We start from the raw sequence: 18,946 nt of genomic DNA, 5'->3' as shown, positions 1-18,946 counted from the left end.
TGTGTGTTCCGGCGTCAAAAAGACTCCCCACGGCGGCGGGTTCGCGGAGCCCCGCGTCCCGAGTGCGGGTCGGTCGTTCTCCGGAATCGAGCGCGACGGGAGCGTTTAAGCCCTGGCGCCCGTACGTGTCGGCTATGTTCGATACGGTCGTCGTCGCCACGGACGGCTCCGACAGCGTCAGCCGCGCGGTCGACGTCGCACTCGACCTCGCCGACAAGTTCGACGCCGAGGTCCACGTGCTCTCGGTAATCGACGCCAGCGAAGTCGACGCCTCGCCCGAACAGCTCCGCGAGGAACTTCGAACGGCGCTCGAGACGACCGCCGACGCCGCGCTCGCGTCCGTCGAGGAGCGAACCGACGGAGAGGTGACGACCGCAGTTCGGGAGGGCCGACCCGCCTCCGAGATCTGCGAGTACGTCCGGGAGGTCGACGCCGACGTCGTCGCCACCGGGACCCGCGGCCGCCACGGCGAGAACCGCCTCCTGCTTGGCAGCGTCGCCGAGCGGGTCGTTCGTCGCTCGCCCGCGCCGGTTCTGACGGTCCGCCAGCTCGAGACCGCTGACGACGGCGCTGCGGCCTGAGTCGGGTCGGGGTCCTCGATCGGCGGGTACTTCCGGCCAGCCCGCCCAGTGGGGAGCATGTACGAGGATCTCATCGACAGCGCCGACTTGCCGACCGCTCGCAAGTCGGTGCTCCCCGGAACCGGTTTCTTCCTCCCCGACGACTTAGAGGAGGATCTCGAGGACGAACAGACCAAAGCGGCCCTCGAGGGCGCCGAGGTCGCGGTCGTCGCCGACGCCGACGCCGACGGGCTGGCCTGCGTCGCCCTGCTCCGTGAGGCCTACGACGACGTTCAGAACGTGCCGGAGCCCAACACGGACGAGGAGGACGATGTGGATACCGAAGCGGCCGACGACGCCCACGAGGAGAACCTCGCGCTCGCTGCAGGCGAGGCCGACGACCCGCTCGCCGAACCCGAGCCGACGCCCCACGGCGTCGCGCTCATCCCCGCGAGTCCCCACAACGTCGAGGACGCGCTGGCGCGGGTCGCCGAGTACGCCGAGCCGGGAATCGATCTCTTCGTCTGTGACCTCTGTCCCGATCGGTACGAGTACGTCGACGAGGAGCTCGATGCAGCCCTCGAGACGGCCGACCGGGTTTCGTGGTACGACCACCACCAGTGGGGCGACGACGTCGCCGATGCGGTTCGGGAGGCCGGCGTCGACCTCGTCGTCGGCGACTCCGAGGAGGAGTGTTCGGCCGACGTCGTCTACCGCTCGCTCGAGTACGACTTTTCCCCGATGTACGAGGAGCTGGCCGAGGTGACGCGGGATCACGATCTCTGGCTTCGCGAGGATCCCCGCAGCGACGACCTGGCCGACTACGCCTACTGGACCGACCCCGCCGAGTACGTCGAGGTCGTCCGAGAGTACGGCGTCGACCTCCCCGAGTGGGTCGGGGAGTTCCTGACGGAGCGCCGCGTCGAGAAGGAAGCCCTGATCGAGCAGGCCGTCGGCCGCTCGGAGTTCCGCGAGATCGGCGGCTACACCGTGGGGATCACCTACGGGCGCTGCTCGCAAAACGAGGTCGCCGAGGCGATGCGCGAGCGCGGGGCCGACGCCTCGATCATCGTCAAACCCGCCGGCTCGGCCTCCATTCGGGGAACCGACGAGTTCGAGCGCTGCCACGAGGTTGCGGGGCAGGTAAACGGCGGCGGCCACCCCAAGGCCGCGGGCTGCAAGCCCGACATCTACGACGACATGCTCGACTACGCGATGCACTGGACCTCTCGAGGCGCGGTCGCGAAGCAGGTGCTGCTCGACGCGTTCCGCGACGTTGCGGAGTCAGCGGACGAAGACGAGTCGTCCGACGACGCGTAGTCCCTCGAGATCGACCGGGGCCGAAGGCGCGTTCTCGCTTTCGTCGTTGGAGTCGACTACCTCCCGGCGTCCCGTCGCCGGATAACGTTCGACGAGGTGATCGAGAGCACGGTCGCGTCGTCGACGACGACGCTCCTGCCGAACGTGACGTAGCCGCGATCGGATCGGCTCTCCGACGGGTTCTTCTCGAGTACTTCGACGCGAACGCGGAGCGTCTCCCCGGGACGGACCGGCTCGTGCCACCGCAGGTCGTCCATCCCGAGCCCGCCCATGTTCGCGACGCCGTTTTCGCCCTGGACGACGTCGGTGACGAACAGCCGAACCGACAGGCAGAGCGTGTGCAGCCCGCTGGCGACCAGCTCGCCGAACATCGACTCCGCCGCTGCCTCCTCGTCGACGTGGAACGGCTGCGGATCGAACTGTTCGGCGAACTCGACGATTTCCTCCTTCGTAACGGTGTAGCCACCGGTTTCGAAAACGTCGCCAACCGTCAGATCCTCGTAGTAACGTGTCACGGCGAACGGTTCCACGAACGGGGACCTAAATCGGCCGGTGGGAGCTACTGCTGGGAGAGGACGTAGGCCCGGACGAGCTGCAGGACGTGGACGAACACCCCGGCGACGGCGACGTAAACGCCGATGGTCTGCAGGCCGACCGAGGCGTTGTGGTTGTCCCGGACCTGCCAGATTTCGTAACCGAGTCGGAGGACGAAGCCGAGGAAGAACAGCGCGAAGCCGGCCAGCAGCAGCTCCGGCAGGACGAAGCTACCGACGAGGATCGCGATCACGCCGCCGATGAAGGCGTACGTCGAGAACCGACCCCAGTGTTCGAAGGTGATCGAGCGGGCATAGACGTACCCCGAGATCACGGCCATCATGATCGCGGTGATGACCGCCGTGACGCCGAGGATCGTCACCCGGAGATCCGGCGGGGCGAAGGCGATCACGCCAGCACCGAAGGCGGCGAACGCGACCTGGAGGATCACCATTCCGAAAAACGCCGTTCCCATGTTGTCGTTTTTGACGCCCCGTTCGGCGATCAGGTCGCCGATCGTGATCGCCGCGCCGTAGACGACGACGCCGGCGATCGGCACCGAGAACACGAGCTGGTTGATCTCGGCGATCGGGGTCATCGCGAAGGCGTACATCAGCGCGATCGTGACGGCCATCAGGCTGCTCGCGCCGCCGACGACCGTCACCTCGCGGCGCGACAGCCCGAAGCCGCGGTCGGTCTTCTGTGGCGTCTCGAAGGAACTCATTAGAGGGTTCTAGTCGGGTCGTCGAGAAAAGGCTGGTCCTTACGGCTGCTCGTCGCCGTCCGGGTCGTCGGTCGGTGTGGCGCGCTCGAGCCGTCGGCCGTGAGTACGAAATTTGCGGTCGCAACGACGAGTCGTGGCTACGAGTCGGCGACGTTCCAGCGATCCGAGTAGGCCGTCCCGCAGGCACACTGCGCGTAGGCGTGGACGACCGCGCCCTCGGCGTAGATCCCGCCGACGTCCTCGTTTTGCTCCTCGGCGAACGCGAAGACGAACTGGGGTTCGTGGTCGCCGTCCGCGTCGGCGTCGGGACACTCGCCGCTGGTAAGGTCGTCGTTGATCTTCCCTTCCTGTTGCATCGCAGTCTTGGCGAAGCCCATCGCGTCGGTGTCGGTTGCGGCCTTGAACGCGTTGCGCCCGCTCTCGCCGTCGACGATCATCACGATCCCGTCGTCGACGGGGTCGCCGAACTTCTCGAAGCGCTCGTCCGCGACGTACGAGTCGGCCAGGAACAGGGCGACGTCGTCGGGACGCTCCCCTGCCAGAAACTCCTCGCGTGGGTTGCTCATACGGCGCTATCCTCGCTCGAGCGGGAAAAAGGACGCGTCATCCCCTCGAGTCGAGGTCGGCGTGCTCGAGCATCAGCCGCAGGGTCGCCTCGGGCGAGAGGTCGTCGTCGAGCTGGGTCGCGTACCAGGTCAGCAGCTCGGCGAACACCTCGCGGACGTCGCTCGAGGCCGCGCGGTGGCGCGCGACCTCGCCGTCGACCTTCAGCGCGATATCGACCGCGTGGGGCTCGGGGGCGTCGGCCAGTCCGTTGCCGACGTCGGAGCTCGAGCGCTCGACTGCGCCGCGGCCGTCGGTCAGCACCGTGCTTGGAGCCTCGCTCGAGGGGTCGTCGCCCTCGGAGCGAACGAGAAAGCGGTTCTCCTCGAGCTCGTCGACGGCGTCGGTCTCGAGCGAGAGCTCCTCGGGAGTGAGCACGCCCTCGTCGTATGGGAGGTCCTCGCTCATGGCTGGTCAGTCGCTCTCGTTCTCGAGGACGTCGTCGCTCGCGTTCGTCGCGTTGGCCGCGGTCTCGTTCGCGTCGCTTTCGTTGCCGACGGCCTCGACGTCGTCCTCGTACACTTTGGTGTTCATGATGTTGCTCCAGAGGGTGACCTGGTCCATGTCCAGTTCCTCTTCGGCGGACTCGTTGCCCACGCTCGAGTTCGTCGACTCGTTGGCGTCGGTCTCGTTACCCTCGCCCTCCTCGTCGCTATCGAACCGGTGGACCCACTCGCTGTCGATCCCCCAGCCAAGCGCCTGCTCCTCGAAGGGATCCGCGATCTCGCTGTAGAGGTACTCGATCTCCGAGCCGCGGTGGATCAGCGCCAGCTTGTACACCTCGTAGATCACCATGATCTCCTCGTCCGATTCGTCGATCGTCTCGGCCTCGGAGTCGTAGGTCAGGAACAGTTCGTCGTCCTCTCGAGCGAGTTCCTCGACCGCGATGTCGTTGTCCTCGAGGAAGTAGTAGAACTCCTCCGGGGAGCCCTCTCGAGGCTCGGACGGTTCTTGCGGGTGGATCTGTCCGGTGGAGCCGGTGCAGCCGGCCAGTCCTGCGGTTGCTACGGCGGTGGCGGCTGTGGCTATGAAGCGGCGTCTCGAGGTGCCATCGTCGATCATACTCCCAGTGGTTAGTATATGTGTAAAAATCTCTGGACGATATCGAGTGGTGAGTTGTGCTCGAGGACGTTCTCTGCTACTTGCGCTCGACTAGTAGCGTTCGAACTCGAGTCCTCGCGTATCGACGTCGAACAAAAAAGCGGCAAATAGGCTATCTATACGGTGTGGTTGCGAGATTAGACCTCGACAACCGTGGCGTCACCGAAGGTCGACGGGACGCTGATACCGTAGGTGAACTGTGCACCGGACTGGTCAACGAGCGCGACCGTTGCACTCGAGCCGGGCATCAGTCCCGTCTCTCCAACAGAGAATTCACCCGTGTAGTCGTCCGCGTCAAAATCTATATCTCCACCATTCCGGTCAGCAATAATGGTGAAATCATAGGTCCCTTCTTCGACATCGCTAGCAGTGAGGGTAGTAGTTTCCTCTTCATTATTAGCGGTGACGCTTTCTTCATCGTCTACCTCATCGCCATCTAGTTCAAGATGAAGGTCAGCAGTAATATCCTCATCTTCGTTATTGTCGATAGTCACTTCAAACTCAACATCATCTTCGCCTTCGACATCGCTAAGGCCTTCGTAATCTTGAAGTTCAACCTCAATTCCAATGTCGTCTTCAGAGTCGACATCCATCTCACCAGTCACACCATTATCGGTTGCCGATTCAATAGCAGCCGTATCGAGCGTGAGCTGTACTCGGTCCTCTGTCGTGATCAACGAGGATCCATCGTTGTCTCCGGCAAGTGGCGTTGTACTCACTGAATCATCATCCAGGGTGAGTGTTGTATCCGTGTGTGAGCTGGTATACTGGGCAGTCATCGATTCGAGGTCAATTTCATTAGCTCCCGCCGATTTCATGAGCGTCATATCGACCTCTTCGATGTATTCACCGCCTTCTTCGACGCTACCGGCGGCATGCGCTACTTCGATCTGATTCGCAACCGCATCCTGTGTTTCAGAACCCGTATCGGAAGCCTGGCTCTGGAGGGAGCCAGCCGTGTTGATCAGTACGCCTGCTGCAATTGCCGCAACCAGCACCATCGCGATGAACACGATGAGGGTACCGATTCCGACTTGACCGCGGTCACTGTTGTCTATAATTGCTTCGAACATTAGTTAGACCTCTACAACACTCGCGTCACCGAAGGTCGACGGGACACTCACACCGTAGCTGTACTGCGCACCGGACTGATCGACGAGTTCGATGGTCGCACTCGAGCCACCTTCGAGACCTGCAGTCTCGTCAGTTGCTGCAGCTTCAAGCATACCAACGTCGATCGACAGCTTGACTCGCTCGTCAGTAGTTGTAAGCGAGCTCCCATCATCACCCGTTAGGTCCTCAGTGATGAATTCTTCAGCACCATCTGCGTCACCACCATCTCGATCGGTGTCGAATTCATCCTCATCACTAAACACAAGCGTCTCAGATGCGTCAGCACTCGTGTACTGGACGGTCATCGATTCGAGGTCAATAGCTTGAGCCCCGGCCGACTGTTTGATCGTTAGATCAACGTGCTGGACGATCTCCTCATCTACATCATCTATGCCGAGATCACCATCGGTGTCCTCTCTGTCTTCGGTATCTAGCTCACCGACAGCGTGAACCACTTCGATCTGATTCGCGACTGCCTCTTGCGTTTCTGAACCGGTATCTGACGCCTGGCTCTGGAGCGAACCAGCCGTGTTAATCAGTACACCTGCGGCGATAGCCGCGACCAGGACCATCGCGATGAATACGATGAGCGTCCCGATCCCGACCTGACCGCGGTCGTCTTCGTTTGCGATTGTTTCGAACATTGTATCTGTCTCGTGTCCGCGCCCCGCACGTCCCCGAGCGCACCCGTGTGGGTGCGCGAGCCACCTCGAGAGGCGGCCGCCGACTCGAGCGCCACCCCGCGACCACACTGCGTGACAGCGGGCTGAGAGCTGCACCGGGGCTCGAGGCCGGCTCGGGCGAATCTGACGGAAGCGCGGATTTAGGGGGTCGTCCCCGCCCTAATTTCAAGAGAGTTGATAATCAAGGTAGTTGTCAGTTCACGTCTCGATTCGAGTCTCGACTCACGGCTCGAAACGAGCGCTGAACTCGTGGAGAGAACTTTAGCGGTCCTGTCACAAGAGGCGGGTATGTCCGAACAAGGAATCATAGGGAACGGGCCGGCCGAAGCCGGCGACGGGGCACCGACGGAGGATCGATAGGATGGCCGCGGGACTGAACTGGCTGCTACGGGTGCTCGGTCGCGGGAAGTCCGACGCCGATTCCGAGCCGGCGGGCCTCGAGCCCGCCGACTGGGACGAGGAGCTCGACTCCGAACTCGAGGAGTTCGACGAGAGCCTCGCGGACGGAGACGGCGAGGACGGCGACCTCGAGGACGCCGACGACGAGGCCGCCCTCGAGGACGCAGAGGACGAAGACGGCGAGTTCGCCGCCCTCGAGCCCGCACCGCTGGACGACCCCGACGACGACTCGGGGGGCGTCGACCTCAGCTGGGCCAGCTCCTTCTCGCGCTCGAGCGACGAGGCCGAGGCCGACGGCGGCGAGGACGGCCCCGACGAGGAGGCGGTCGACGAGCTGTACTACCGCACCGAGGGCCTCGAGGAGTCGCTCGAGGACACCGAGATGCGCCTGGACGCGATCCAGGACTCCCAGGAGCAGGTGGTCTCGCAGGTCGACGAGCTCAACGACCGCGTGCGACGACTGCTGGGACTGTACGATCAGGTGACCGACGACATCAACCCCTTCACCGGCGAGGGCGAGGCCGACAACGGGTTCGAGGTCTTCGGCGGCGACCGCCCCGACGGCGCCGACGCCGACGGCGAAACGGTCTCGTTCGACGACCTCAAGGACGAGGTCGAGATCGAGCCCGTCGACGAGATCGAGGACGAAGAGCCCGAGCCGACCGCGGAACCCCAGCTCGAGCGCCGTAGTCCCGACGAGCCCGCACTCCGGGAGCTGCCCGACACCTACGCGACCGACGTGGTCGTCTTCGAGTGGCTCGCGGACCTGCTCGAGGCGGGCGGACCGCGGGCGACCCTCGAGGCGCTGTCGTACTACGTCGAGGTCGGCTGGATCGACGAGGAGGTCCGGGTCCACCTCGAGGGCGTCCTCGCGGGACCGGGACTCGAGGCCGCGGCCCCCGCGGGGACCGCGGAGCTGACGGCCGACGACCACGCCGACAGCTACGCCTACGTGATGCAGCTTCGGGAAATTCGCGAGATCAGGCGAACCGTCGAGCCCTGACGAGTGGGTGATCGAAGATGGGCTTCAGCACCAGTGGCGCGACCGCGATCCTCCTCATCGGCGTTCTCGTCGCCGTCAGCGTGGCGTATCCGACCCTGCAGGCGGCACAAGACTTACGCCAGGATGCGATCGAGGACCGGGACGACCGTGTCCTCGAGACGCACAACACCGCGATCGACGACGTCGAGATCACGTCCGAGGACGGTGAGCTGATGGTGACCGCCAGAAACGACGGCTCGACGTCGCTGTCGGCCGCGGATACGACGCTGCTGGTCGACGGCGCGATCCCCGACGACCGAGACGTCGAGGTCGACGGGGAGCCCGACCAGGAGCTGTGGCTCCCCGAGGAGGAGCTGACGATCACCGTCGACGACTCCGCCCTCCCCGACGACCCCGAGCGGATCAAGCTGGTCACCGAACACGGCGTCGCGACCACGGAGGCGGTCTGAGGTGTCGAGCACCTCGATCTCGAGTCTGATCCTGTTCATCGCGGCGATGATCGTCGCCGCGGGCGTCGCCGGGACGCTCGTGACCACGGTGACCGACGTAAGCAGCTCCGTCAGCACCCAGACCGGCAACACCGCGGACGCGATCGACACCGACATCGCAATCATCAGCGACGCGGGCAGCGACGCCGTCTACGACGAGGACGACGAGGACGACGGCGACGACGGCACCGTCACCCTGTACGTCAAAAACACCGGCGAGAAGACCCTCGCCAGCGACGGCACCGGCCTCGACGTGCTCGTCGACGGCGAGTACGTCTCGAGCGATGAACTCGAGATCGAGATCCACGACGACGACCACTGGCGATCGGGCGCCGTCGCCGAACTCGAGATCGATCGAACCCTCGAGACCGGCGAGGAACACCGGGCGGTCGTCACGAAAAACGACAGCCGCGCGGTGTTCGAATTTCGAACCTAACCATGACTGACCACTACTCTATCGGACTGACGGATCGAGATCGGGTGAACAACGCCGTCGGCGACGGCATCCCGACCGGAAGCATCGTACTGATCGAGGGCGAGGACGGCGCCGGCAAGAGCGCGCTCTCCCAGCGGTTCGCCTACGGGATGGCGACCGAGGGGACCGACGTCAGCTACGTCTCGAGCGAGCTCGAGGCAGGCGAGTTCGTCGACCAGATGCACTCGCTGTCCTACGACGTCGTCGACCTCCTGCTGGCCGAACGGCTCCTCTTCCTGCACGCGAACGTCGACACCCACGACGCGGGGCCGACGCGCCAGCTGCTCGCCCGGCTAGTCGACGCCGAGCGACTCTGGCGGGCCGACGTCGTCTACGTCGACACGCTCTCGGCGCTGTTGCGCCACGACCCCAACTACGAGGCCGGCAGCGCGGCCGGCGAGGAGAACCGCGTGCTCCAGCGGCTCGTCACCTTCCTCCGGCGGATGACCAGAGGCGGCAAGTCGATCGTGCTGACGGTCGATCCGAGCGGGATCGCCGAGGACGCCCTGCACCCGCTGCGAAGCGTCGCCGACGTCTACTTCGACATCGAAACGACGGCGGTCGGCCAGGAGGTCAGGCGGAGCATCCGCGTCCGGCGGTTCCAGAACATGAACGCCCCGGTCGACGACACGATCGGCTTCAGCGTCCAGCAGGGACGGGGCGTCTCGATCATCAGCCGGACGGTCGCCTGAGATGTCCGACTTCGGAACGCCGCGGCTCGAGGACGACCTGGCCGCCCTCGCCGACGACCACCCCCACCTGGACGAACACCTCGAGGGGTTCTACGCCGAGCACAACGAGTACCCGGTCCTGATCGAGGAGCCGGGTCCCGGCTGGGAGTCCCCCCGGCCGAACGTCATCTACACCCCCGAGGAGCCGATCTTCTGTCACGTCCACGGCGACGTGGGCATCTCGACGACGTACTACTGCGTCGAGCCGATCCTCGAGGACGGCGACGGGGAGCTGTACGATGAGATCCGCCAGCGGATCCTCGACAAGAGCGTCACGCGGCCCGCCCCGACCGACAGCGAGGCGTTCGAGGAACACATCGACGCCCTGTTAGACGAGGTCGTCAAGATCGGTTCCGGGGCGACCGAGGAACCGAGTTCAGGCGGGCTGTTCGACGCCTTCGGGACGAGCACGCTCTCCGTGACCGAGGAGCAGTTCTCCCGCCTGCGCTACCAGCTCCAGCGCGACATCGTCGGCCTCGGCCCGCTCGAGCCGGTGATGACCGACACGGCCAACGAGGACATCCACGTCATCGGTCCCGACCAGTGTTACCTCGACCACGGCACCTACGGGATGATCGAGGCGACCGTCGACTTCGGCACGCCCGCGGAGTTCGAACAGTGGCTCCGAAACATGGGTGAACGGATGGACCACCCCGTCAGCGACTCCGATCCGGTGATCGACGCGACGCTGCCCGACGGCTCCCGGATCAACATCATCTACTCCGACGACGTCTCGGTGCAGGGTCCCTCGCTGACGATCCGACAGGGCGAGGAGGTCCCCCTCTCGATCCTCCAGATCACGAAGTGGGGCACGCTCAGCCCCGAGCTTGCGGCCTACCTCTGGCTCTGTCTCGAGAACGAGCAGACGGTGTTCGTCGTCGGCGAGACCGCCTCGGGGAAGACGACGACGCTGAACGCCGCGCTCTCGTTTATCCCGCGGGACGCGAAGATCTACACCGCCGAGGACACCGCGGAGGTAATCCCGCCCCACGACACCTGGCAGCAGCTCCTGACCCGGGAGGGGTCGGGCGACGAGAGCGCCGACGTCGACATGTTCGACCTGGTCGCGGCCGCGCTCCGTTCGCGACCCGACTACATCGTCGTCGGCGAGGTCCGCGGCGAGGAGGGCCAGATGGCGTTCCAGGCCGCCCAGACCGGCCACCCCGTCATGCTGACCTTCCACGCCAGCGACATCGTCTCGATGATCCAGCGCTTTACGGGAAGTCCGATAAACGTCCCGGAGACGTTCATGGACAACTGCGACGTCGCGCTGTTCCAGAACCGGGTCAAGCAGGGCGACGACGTCCTCCGTCGGGTCACCTCGGTCCAGGAGATCGAGGGCTACTCCGACTACGAGGGCGGCGTCGTCACCCGGCAGGCCTTTCGCTGGGATCCAAGGGATGACGACGTCTCGTTTACGGGTCGGAACAACTCCTACGTCCTCGAGGAACAGATCGCGACGCTGCTGGGCTACCAGGACACCCGCCGGATCTACGACGAGCTCGACCGCCGTGCGGAGATCGTCCGCCAGCTGATCGACGCCGACGTGCTCGGCTACCACGAGGTCAACCGAGCGATCGCCGACTTCCAGCGCGACGGCCTGCAGGGGCTGCCGGTTCGGATCAGGGGGCTCGATCAGTTCGCCTAACATGTCCTCGGAGACCCAGTCGTCGCCGGAGCTCGCCGCCCGCTCGGCGCTTCGCGAGCTCGGGATGGCCTACGAACAGATGGGGTTCTCGACCGAACGGTACCTCCTGTTCGTCGTCGCGCCCGCGGTCGGGTTCTTCCTGTTTACCCCCGTGCTGGCGCTGCTGCTGGGTCTCCCCCTGTTGCTGACGCTCCCGGTCGTCCTGCTCGGACTGCTCGGGGTCGCCGTCGCGGTCAGCTACCCGAAGCTGCTCCAGGAGCGCAAACGCAAGCAGGTCCGACAGCGCTTTCACCTCTTTCTGACCCACATCACGGTGCTCTCGATGACGAACATCAACCGCGTCGAGATCTTTCGCACCCTGGCCGAGGAGGAGGAGTACGACGCGCTGGCCGACGAGATGGGACACCTCGTCGCGATGGTCGACACCTGGAACATGAGCCTCGACGACGCCTGTCGAATACGGGCCAAACAGACCGCGAGCCCGCTGCTGACGGACTTCCTCGAGCGACTCGCGTACACGGTCGGCGGCGGCCAACAGATCAGCGAGTTCCTGATCGACGAGCAGGACACGATCATCCAGCAGTTCGTCACCCGCTACGAGGCCGACCTGGCGAAACTGGACGTGATGAAGGAGCTGTACATGTCGATGATGCTGTCGGTCGCGTTCGTCCTCGTGTTCGCGATCGTCCTCCCGATCCTCGTCGGCGCGAACCCGACGCTGCTGATCGCCGGCACGATCGTCATGTTCCTGATCGTCCAGCTCGGGTTCGTCTACGCGATCCACCTCATCGCGCCCGCCGACCCGGTCTGGTACCTCGAGGAGACCGCCGGCTTCGGTCCGACCGACGGGATCCCGACCGCGCTGGCGATCGGCGTCGGAACGAGCGCCGTGCTGGCGCTCGGCGTCCTCGTCGCACTGTTCGGGTTCGTACCGGTGCCCGACCTCGACGTCCCGCTGCCGATCCTGCTTGCGGTCCCGGTGACGCCGCTTCTGTACCCCGGGTGGAAGATGCGACGGGAGGAACAGCGGGTCAAGATCCGCGACGGCGAGTTCCCGAGCTTCGTCCGGACGCTCGGCGCCATCGAGAGCGTCAAACAGACCTCGACGAGCAGCGTCCTCTCGAGCCTGCGCCACAAGGACTTCGGCGCGCTGACGGCGAACATCGACGCGCTGTACAAGCGGCTCAACATGCGGATCGACGGCGTCCGATCCTGGCGGCTGTTTGCCGCCGAGACCGGCTCGTACCTCATCCAGAAGTTCGGCGATATGTACGTCGTCGGCCGCCGGATGGGAGGCGATCCGAAGCTGCTGGGTCAGCTCATCAGCAAGAACTACAACCAGGTGCTGAAGGTCCGCGAGCAGCGCCAGCAGGAGACGATGACCCTCATCGGCGTCCTGTACGGGATCACCGCCGCGAGCGTCTTTGCCTTCTTCATCGGGCTCGAAATCGTCGACATCATGATGGATATCACCACGGAGATGGAGTTCGACGACACCGAAGACCCCGAGAGCAACGTCGCCGGCGGACCGGCACCGGGCGATTTCACCGACGGCCTGCTCCACACCGAACAGTACAACATCGCGGCCATCGAGTACCTGCTGTCGTTTACCATCCTGCTCAACGCGGCGCTGTCGGCGGTCATCATCCGGCTCACGGACCGCGGCCACCTCATCAGCGGGCTGGTACACTTCGTCCTCCTCACCTGGGTCGGTGCGGTCGTCGCCGCCGCGACGCAGTACCTCGTCGAGTTCGTCGTCGCCGTCTGACGGCTCAGCGCTCGTAATCGAGCGAATCTTCTTGTCTCTCGGGTGAAGATACGTTCAGTAGAAATGACAAAAATGACGCCGTACCTCGAGACGCTCGACGGACCGACCGATCGGACGGACGTAACGATCGAGTGGGTGCGATATCTCACCGACCGGTTCGGAACGACGGGGGCGCTGAACTGCCTGCGCTACTACGAGGAACTGGGCTGGATCGGCCCGCGCGCCCGCGAGCAACTCGTCGCCTACGTCCGTGGCGTCTCGCGGGGCGACGCCGCCCACCCCGACGACGACGACGACGTCGCCTCGCCGATCGACTCGCTCGAGGGAAGCGCCTTCGCCGCACACGCGCGAAGTCTCGCCTACGTGGCCCGCATCAACGGGGAGAGCCTGGCCGACGACGTGCTGGTCGGACGGATGGCCGACCAGCGGATCGACCGACAGCTCGACGACCGATCGGCGGACGTCGGTGACGTCGTCGGCGTCGTCGACGAGTAACCCGGATCGGCACTTCTCCGTCGGTAGAACGTTCAGGAATTACTACGAAACCGGAGCGGCAGCCGTAGCTGGCGCGTCGACCGATGCTCCATCCCCAGCCGAATCGGCCCGGAGCGCCGTTTCGAGCATTTTATCCGCCACTAGTTAACTAAATAATGAAAGTAAAGAACCCTGTTACTTATTACGTTCCGATACGAGGAACCAGTAGTCGGATGGGCACAACTCCGCACCTCTCGGAACCGCCCGGGATCACCACAACGCGTCGGACCGAAACGACTGTCGGACGAACGCGATCGTCGCGCCGCGACGTCGTCGGTCCCGACGGTGGCCCAGCCGCGACACCCCGTGATCATCAATGAGTAAACACGACTCCTCCGTCGCGTCCGCGTTCGACGAACGCTCGAGTGCCGAAACCGGAAGCATCGACGCTGCCGGCCTCGGTGCGGCCGAGCCGGGGACGACGGACCACGAACTCGACGAACTGTTCGATCAAGTAACCGCCGCGCTCGCGACCGAGGAGGTCGCGTTCGACGAGTCGCTGATCAAAGAAAACCTCGAGGAGCTGTTGCTCGTGCTCGTCTGCGTCCACGGGTCGACACACGGAAAGGAGCTGCTCGCGGATCTAACCGAAGCGTTCGACGCCCAGCTCAGTCCCGGGACGGTCTACCCCTGTCTGCACGAACTCGAGGAGGAGGACGTGCTGTCGATGCATGCGAAGGTTCGAACGAAGGAGTACTCCGTCGTCGACGAGGCCTACGTCCGCGCGACCCTCGAGCGAACGATGACCCAGCACCTCGCCTTCGGGCTGTTGCTGGATCGGTTTCTCTCCTCCTATCCGGCCGCGGATTCGGAGTGAGCGCTCTCGCTCAGCCGCTACTCCGACCCCAGCCCGTCGGCGATATCGCTCAAACTGTCGCTCGGCGGTTCGCGGGCGTCGTAGAAGTTCGTCTCGCCGGGCGCTCTGAGCCCGTAGAGAAATTCGGGTTCGACGACGTCGATCAGCACCGATCCGCCCGAGCGTATCCCGTGGTCGTCGATCCACTCCTCGAGGCGGTCCGTTCCCTCGCCGGGGTTTCGGGCCATCTCGGGTGTGTCGTAGACGCCCGGAACCGACAGCTCCTCGCCCGTGAGGGCGCGTTCGATTCGCGCGAACCGCTCGCTCCCGTCGAGGACGACGCGGACGACCTCGTCGTGGACGAACGCCTCGCGATCCTCGGCCGGAACGTCGAGTTTGGTTCCCGTTGCCGTCTCGGTACACGTCGAGCGAACGGTTCGGACTGACGGGTGGTCACTCGAGATTCTGTCTGCCATCGTAGAGAAACGGGGAAGTTACTCGTCGTCGCCGCCCAGCAGCTCGTCGATCTCGCTGCTGCCGGATTCGACGACCGAGGCGTTGATCTGTGCGACGGCGTCCGAAACTTCGCGACCGCGAACCGTGACGCGCCGGCGCTCGCCGTCCCGGGTGGGGTGGTAGCCGACCTGTCGGCCCTTCATCAGCACTTCCTCGAGGTTCGGACCGCCGACGTCGGGGCTGAGCGGGCGGCCGGCCTCGTCGGAGCCGCCGGTGATCTCGAGGGTGTACCCGTCGAGGCCGACGGCACCGCCGTCGACTTCCTCGCCGATCGACTTGCCGATGAACCGGTTCGCGTCCTGTTCCTCCGCTTCGAGCTGGTAGGTCGACCCGGAGTCCGGATCGCCGACGACGACTGTGAAACTTGCCATGCCCGGTGAAAAACGGCGCGCGCTCAAAAACACATCGAAACACGGTCTCGACGCGACGCCCGCTCGCCAGCGTTCGGTGCCGTTTACCGCCCTCGGTGCGTACTGGTTCCCGTGAGCATCGACCGCGACCGCCTCGAGCGACGACTGCGCGAGGAGTTCGGCGGCTCGAGCGGCGCCGCTCGCGTCGTCGCTCGCCAGGCCACGGACCTCGCTGACTCCGGGCGCTACGAGGCCGACACCGGGATCCGACTCACGACGGAAATCGTCCTCGAGGAGCTCGAAGACGCCCCCGACGGCGGCCCGCCCGAACGCTGGAACTGGTGGATCGGCTCGCTCGAGATCGCCTTTGGCGGCTACGAACCGTTCGGGATTCACCGGTACCGGGAGTGAGCGTGTGACTCTCGAACACCCCTTCGAACCGAAATACCCTTATCCATGCTGACTAACTAGTCAGTTAGTGACCGATCCCGACGTTCGCGCGTCGATCATGCGCGCAGTGTACGAGGCCCTTTGCGAGCGCGGCTACACGGAGCTGACGGCACAGGATATCGCCGACCGGACCGACAAGAGCAAGTCGCTGCTGTTCTACCACTACGACTCCAAGGAAGACATCCTGGGCGACTTCCTCGAGTTCCTCTTCGAGCGCTTCGACGAGCGCGTCGCCGAGACTCGCGACCGTCCGCCGGTCGAACGGCTGGCGGTGTTCGTCGACTGGTTCCTCTACGGTCCCGAGGAGAACGACCGCCAGTCGTTCCACGTCGCGATGCTCGAGTTGCGCACGCAGGCGCCGTACAACGAGGCGTTCCGCGAGAAGCTCCGCAAGAGCGACGACCAGCTCCGCGAAGTTCTCGAGGAGATCCTTCGGGACGGGCTTGAGGCCGGCGAGTTCAACGAACACGATCCCGAGGAGACTGCAGCGCTGCTGATCGCGGCCTTCGACGGGGCTCGCATCCGTCAGCTAACGATCGGCCGCGACGAGTACCTCGAGCAGGTCCGGAGGGGGACCGCCACGTGGGTGTTCGACGACCTGCTCGCCGAGGACGCGTCGTTCCCGGCCGATCGGGATCCGAGTACCCTTCCGGAGCCCGACCAGCAACACCGCCTCGCCGCCGACCTGGGTGACGACGGAAACGGTGATGCGGACGAGAGTAACGACGACGAGCCGGCCGAGCGTGATCGGGAGTGAGCAGGTCGAGCAAGGGCACCGATCGCTCGGTCAACGTCACCGACGGCGACCTGTTCAAGCCGCTAATGGTTCTCTCGGCGCCGATCGTCGCCAGCCAGCTCTTACAGGTCGGTTACAACCTCGCGGACACCTACTGGGTCGGTCGGCTCGGCGGCGACGCCGTCGCCGCGCTGTCGTACTCGTGGGCGATCGTCTTCCTGATGGTCAGCGTCGGCGGCGGCCTGACCGTCGCCGGGACGGTGCTGATCTCCCAGCACAAGGGTGCCGGTAACTTCACGCGGTCCTCGCACGTCGCCGGCCAGACCCTCTCGTTCGTGACGATCGTCGCGATCGTCTTCGGCATTGTCGGCTACCTCCTCTCGCCCTGGCTGATCCGGCTGATCGGCGCTGAGCCGGGGACCGACGCGTTCACCTACGCGGTCACCTACACCCGGATCATCTTCGTCGGCGTTGCGTTCATGTTCTGGTTTTTCATCTTCGACGCGCTCTCGCGAGGGTGGGGCGACACGCGAACGCCGCTGTACCTGATGGTGATCAGCGTCGCGATCAACGTCGTGATCGACCCGTTTCTCATCCTCGGCTTTCAGGACAACCCGATGTTCGCCTGGGTCGGGCTGGCGGGCCTCGAGACGACCCTCTACGATGCCACCGGCTTCGAGGGGTACGGCGTCGCGGGCGCCGCCATCGCGACGGTGTTCTCCCGCGGTATCGCCGCGACCGTCGGGCTCTACCTGCTGTTTTCGGGTCGGGTCGGGCTCGAGCCCTCGCTGTCGGATCTGCGCCTCGAGAGCGAGACCGTTCGGAAGATCCTCGAGATCGGCGGCCCGATCGCGACCGAACAGGGGTTTCGCGCGTTCGGGATCACCGTCCTCACGGCGCTGATCGCCGTCGCCGGCACCGAGGCGGTCGCCGCCTACGGGATCGTCAACCGACTCTCGTCGCTGATGTTCCTGCCGGCGCTCGGGCTCGCCCGCGGGACCGAGACCGTCGTCGGGCAGAACCTGGGCGCCGAGCAGGTCGACCGCGCCAAGCAGGCGGTCACGCTCAGCGCGGCGCTCGTCCTCTCGATCTTCGCCGTCGTGATCGGCGTCGCCTACCAGTTCGCCGAACCGATCACGGCGATCTTCATCGAGGGCGATGAGTCGGCGCAGGTGATCGCTTACGGCGCCGCCTACATCACGATCGCGGGGCCCTCCTACCTCTTCCTCGGCGTCTTCCAGATCATGCTCGGGGGGATCCGGGGCAGCGGGTCGACCCGCGCCGCAATGGTGCTGTCGATCCAGGAGCTGTGGCTGTACCGCATCCCGATCGCCGCGATCGCCATCGTCGTCTTCGACATGGGCGTCATCGGCGTCTGGTACGCCATCGCGGTCTCCTACGTCCTCTCGGCGATCGTCACCGCCGCCTGGTTCCTGCGGGGGACCTGGACGGACAACGTCGTCGGCGACGCCCCGTCGCCGACGGAGCCGGAGCCGAGCGACTGACGTCGCCCGCGGGACCGGAGGGGAAACACCGATTGTGCCCCGTCCCGAACTGTCGGGTATGACCGATCGCAGACGACCGTTCTGGCCGGCCTATCTCCTCACGGCGCTGATCGCCGGCCTGGGTCACTGGTATCTCGGCCAGTGGAAGCGGGGGACGATCTGGTTTACCCTCTACGTCCTCGCGCTCGGCTTTCTCAGCGCCCGATCGATCTCGGGTGCCCTCGAGCTCGGCGACCCGTTCGTCGTCACCGCCCTGCAGTTCGAGTCGGTCAGCTACGCCGACGTTGCGATCCCGCTCGCCGTCCTGATCGTCTGCCTGCTCGACGTCTACCTCATCGGCGTCCTCCAGCGGACGGCCCCCTCGAGCGATCCGCCGGCCGGTGAGGCTCGGTCGAACGGCTCCTCCTGAGCGCTCGCGCTTCGGAAAACTCGTTTCGTCGGCGACGCTCGAGCGTAACCAGTATTACCCCGCCGGAACTCGTATCAGCCATGGAGACAGACGAAACGGGGCTGTTCGGCGGCGGAATCGCGATCGGCGTCCTCCTGATCCTGCTCGGTGTGGTCGCGTATGTGGGAACCGGATTCGCGAGCGTCACGGCGCTCATCCCCGCGTTCTTCGGGATCGCCGTCGTCGCGATCGGCTGGCTCGGCCGCGCGACCGGTCGGCGACGGCTTCCCGTCTACGGCTACGGGCTGCTGGCGCTGCTCGGCATCGCGGGCAGCACGCGCGGGCTCGCGGACGTCTGGACGCTCGCGACGGGCGGCTCCGTCGACAGCCCGGTCGGGGCCGCCTCCCAGACCGTGATGGTCGTGCTGTGTTTCGCCCTGCTCTTTCTCGTCGGGCGGGCGCTGGGCGACGACCGCTGACGGCGGCCGGCGAACCGACGGAGGCAAGCGACTCGAGCGGAA

24 protein-coding genes are annotated in these 18,946 nt (G+C 65.3%); 15 read left to right on the top strand and 9 right to left on the bottom strand.

Features of this window, described 5'->3' with window-relative positions; all coding sequences use genetic code 11:
- The first annotated feature begins 134 nt into the window (after positions 1-134).
- Both ACFEMD_RS00895 and ACFEMD_RS00890 read left to right on the top strand, forming a co-directional pair.
- Positions 135-581, top strand: a complete 447-nt coding sequence (locus ACFEMD_RS00895; RefSeq protein WP_394738997.1) for a universal stress protein — start codon at positions 135-137, stop codon at positions 579-581.
- Positions 582-638: 57 nt separating this feature from the next.
- A complete protein-coding gene (locus ACFEMD_RS00890; RefSeq protein WP_394738996.1) occupies positions 639-1,880 on the top strand; it encodes a DHH family phosphoesterase in 1,242 nt (413 codons plus the stop codon).
- Positions 1,881-1,936: 56 nt separating this feature from the next.
- Here ACFEMD_RS00890 and ACFEMD_RS00885 read toward each other — a convergent pair whose 3' ends face one another.
- The 7 genes from ACFEMD_RS00885 to ACFEMD_RS00855 form a co-directional block, all read right to left on the bottom strand.
- Positions 1,937-2,395 carry a MaoC family dehydratase gene (locus tag ACFEMD_RS00885; protein ID WP_394738995.1) on the bottom strand — a complete coding sequence of 153 codons (459 nt, stop codon included), beginning with the start codon at positions 2,393-2,395 and terminating at the stop codon, positions 1,937-1,939.
- A gap of 44 nt (positions 2,396-2,439) precedes the next feature.
- Positions 2,440-3,138: a hypothetical protein gene (locus ACFEMD_RS00880; protein ID WP_394738994.1), complete on the bottom strand. Its 699-nt coding sequence runs from the start codon at positions 3,136-3,138 to the stop codon at positions 2,440-2,442.
- 137 nt (positions 3,139-3,275) lie between these two features.
- Positions 3,276-3,704 carry a DUF5807 family protein gene (locus ACFEMD_RS00875; protein WP_394738993.1) on the bottom strand — a complete coding sequence of 143 codons (429 nt, stop codon included), beginning with the start codon at positions 3,702-3,704 and terminating at the stop codon, positions 3,276-3,278.
- A 37-nt stretch (positions 3,705-3,741) separates the two neighbouring features.
- Positions 3,742-4,149, bottom strand: a complete 408-nt coding sequence (locus tag ACFEMD_RS00870) for a DUF7500 family protein (RefSeq protein ID WP_394738992.1) — start codon at positions 4,147-4,149, stop codon at positions 3,742-3,744.
- Between the two features lie 6 nt (positions 4,150-4,155).
- On the bottom strand, positions 4,156-4,803 hold the full coding sequence (locus ACFEMD_RS00865; protein ID WP_394738991.1) for a twin-arginine translocation signal domain-containing protein: 648 nt from the start codon (positions 4,801-4,803) through the stop codon (positions 4,156-4,158).
- A 176-nt stretch (positions 4,804-4,979) separates the two neighbouring features.
- On the bottom strand, positions 4,980-5,915 hold the full coding sequence (locus ACFEMD_RS00860) for an archaellin/type IV pilin N-terminal domain-containing protein (RefSeq protein WP_394738990.1): 936 nt from the start codon (positions 5,913-5,915) through the stop codon (positions 4,980-4,982).
- Positions 5,916-5,918: 3 nt separating this feature from the next.
- Positions 5,919-6,599: an archaellin/type IV pilin N-terminal domain-containing protein gene (locus ACFEMD_RS00855; protein ID WP_394738989.1), complete on the bottom strand. Its 681-nt coding sequence runs from the start codon at positions 6,597-6,599 to the stop codon at positions 5,919-5,921.
- Between the two features lie 400 nt (positions 6,600-6,999).
- Here ACFEMD_RS00855 and ACFEMD_RS00850 point away from each other — a divergent pair, with 400 nt between their 5' ends.
- The 8 genes from ACFEMD_RS00850 (at position 7,000) to ACFEMD_RS00815 (ending at position 14,501) form a co-directional block, all read left to right on the top strand.
- A complete protein-coding gene (locus ACFEMD_RS00850) occupies positions 7,000-8,040 on the top strand; it encodes a FlaD/FlaE family flagellar protein (protein ID WP_394738988.1) in 1,041 nt (346 codons plus the stop codon).
- A 17-nt stretch (positions 8,041-8,057) separates the two neighbouring features.
- Positions 8,058-8,489 (top strand): flagellin, encoded by a 432-nt coding sequence (locus ACFEMD_RS00845; protein ID WP_394738987.1) that lies wholly within the window; start codon positions 8,058-8,060, stop codon positions 8,487-8,489.
- A gap of 1 nt (position 8,490) precedes the next feature.
- Entirely contained in the window at positions 8,491-8,964 is a 474-nt protein-coding gene (locus tag ACFEMD_RS00840; protein ID WP_394738986.1) for a flagellar protein G, read from the top strand.
- A gap of 2 nt (positions 8,965-8,966) precedes the next feature.
- Complete coding sequence (locus ACFEMD_RS00835) at positions 8,967-9,695, top strand: ATPase domain-containing protein (RefSeq protein WP_394738985.1); 729 nt, start codon at positions 8,967-8,969, stop codon at positions 9,693-9,695.
- Position 9,696: 1 nt separating this feature from the next.
- On the top strand, positions 9,697-11,382 hold the full coding sequence (locus ACFEMD_RS00830) for a type II/IV secretion system ATPase subunit (protein ID WP_394738984.1): 1,686 nt from the start codon (positions 9,697-9,699) through the stop codon (positions 11,380-11,382).
- A gap of 1 nt (position 11,383) precedes the next feature.
- On the top strand, positions 11,384-13,150 hold the full coding sequence (gene flaJ / locus ACFEMD_RS00825; RefSeq protein WP_394738983.1) for an archaellar assembly protein FlaJ: 1,767 nt from the start codon (positions 11,384-11,386) through the stop codon (positions 13,148-13,150).
- A gap of 63 nt (positions 13,151-13,213) precedes the next feature.
- Complete coding sequence (locus ACFEMD_RS00820) at positions 13,214-13,645, top strand: FlaD/FlaE family flagellar protein (protein ID WP_394738982.1); 432 nt, start codon at positions 13,214-13,216, stop codon at positions 13,643-13,645.
- Between the two features lie 355 nt (positions 13,646-14,000).
- Positions 14,001-14,501: a helix-turn-helix transcriptional regulator gene (locus ACFEMD_RS00815; protein ID WP_394738981.1), complete on the top strand. Its 501-nt coding sequence runs from the start codon at positions 14,001-14,003 to the stop codon at positions 14,499-14,501.
- A gap of 17 nt (positions 14,502-14,518) precedes the next feature.
- On the opposite strand, the gene ACFEMD_RS00810 is transcribed toward ACFEMD_RS00815, so the two are convergent.
- Together ACFEMD_RS00810 and ACFEMD_RS00805 are read right to left on the bottom strand one after the other, a co-directional pair.
- The gene (locus tag ACFEMD_RS00810; protein ID WP_278290979.1) at positions 14,519-14,956 is read right to left on the bottom strand and encodes a DUF7112 family protein; all 438 of its coding nucleotides are present in this window, start codon (positions 14,954-14,956) and stop codon (positions 14,519-14,521) included.
- 18 nt (positions 14,957-14,974) lie between these two features.
- Positions 14,975-15,367: a 30S ribosomal protein S6e gene (locus tag ACFEMD_RS00805; protein ID WP_394738980.1), complete on the bottom strand. Its 393-nt coding sequence runs from the start codon at positions 15,365-15,367 to the stop codon at positions 14,975-14,977.
- A 111-nt stretch (positions 15,368-15,478) separates the two neighbouring features.
- Between ACFEMD_RS00805 and ACFEMD_RS00800 the strand changes: the two genes are divergently transcribed.
- The 5 genes from ACFEMD_RS00800 (at position 15,479) to ACFEMD_RS00780 (ending at position 18,904) form a co-directional block, all read left to right on the top strand.
- The gene (locus ACFEMD_RS00800; protein WP_394738979.1) at positions 15,479-15,757 is read left to right on the top strand and encodes a hypothetical protein; all 279 of its coding nucleotides are present in this window, start codon (positions 15,479-15,481) and stop codon (positions 15,755-15,757) included.
- Positions 15,758-15,824: 67 nt separating this feature from the next.
- A complete protein-coding gene (locus ACFEMD_RS00795; RefSeq protein WP_394738978.1) occupies positions 15,825-16,553 on the top strand; it encodes a TetR/AcrR family transcriptional regulator in 729 nt (242 codons plus the stop codon).
- Positions 16,550-18,037 carry an MATE family efflux transporter gene (locus tag ACFEMD_RS00790; RefSeq protein ID WP_394738977.1) on the top strand — a complete coding sequence of 496 codons (1,488 nt, stop codon included), beginning with the start codon at positions 16,550-16,552 and terminating at the stop codon, positions 18,035-18,037. Before ACFEMD_RS00795 ends, ACFEMD_RS00790 begins: the two co-directional genes overlap by 4 nt.
- Before the next feature lie 58 nt (positions 18,038-18,095).
- On the top strand, positions 18,096-18,446 hold the full coding sequence (locus ACFEMD_RS00785; protein WP_394738976.1) for a hypothetical protein: 351 nt from the start codon (positions 18,096-18,098) through the stop codon (positions 18,444-18,446).
- An 80-nt stretch (positions 18,447-18,526) separates the two neighbouring features.
- A complete protein-coding gene (locus ACFEMD_RS00780; RefSeq protein WP_394738975.1) occupies positions 18,527-18,904 on the top strand; it encodes a hypothetical protein in 378 nt (125 codons plus the stop codon).
- Positions 18,905-18,946 lie beyond the last annotated feature (42 nt).

This window comes from Natronococcus roseus (genome assembly GCF_043677095.1).
Classification (GTDB): domain Archaea; phylum Halobacteriota; class Halobacteria; order Halobacteriales; family Natrialbaceae; genus Natronococcus; species Natronococcus roseus.
Note: the sequence above shows the minus strand (reverse complement) of the source record. Positions and strands in the feature narration are given on the sequence as shown.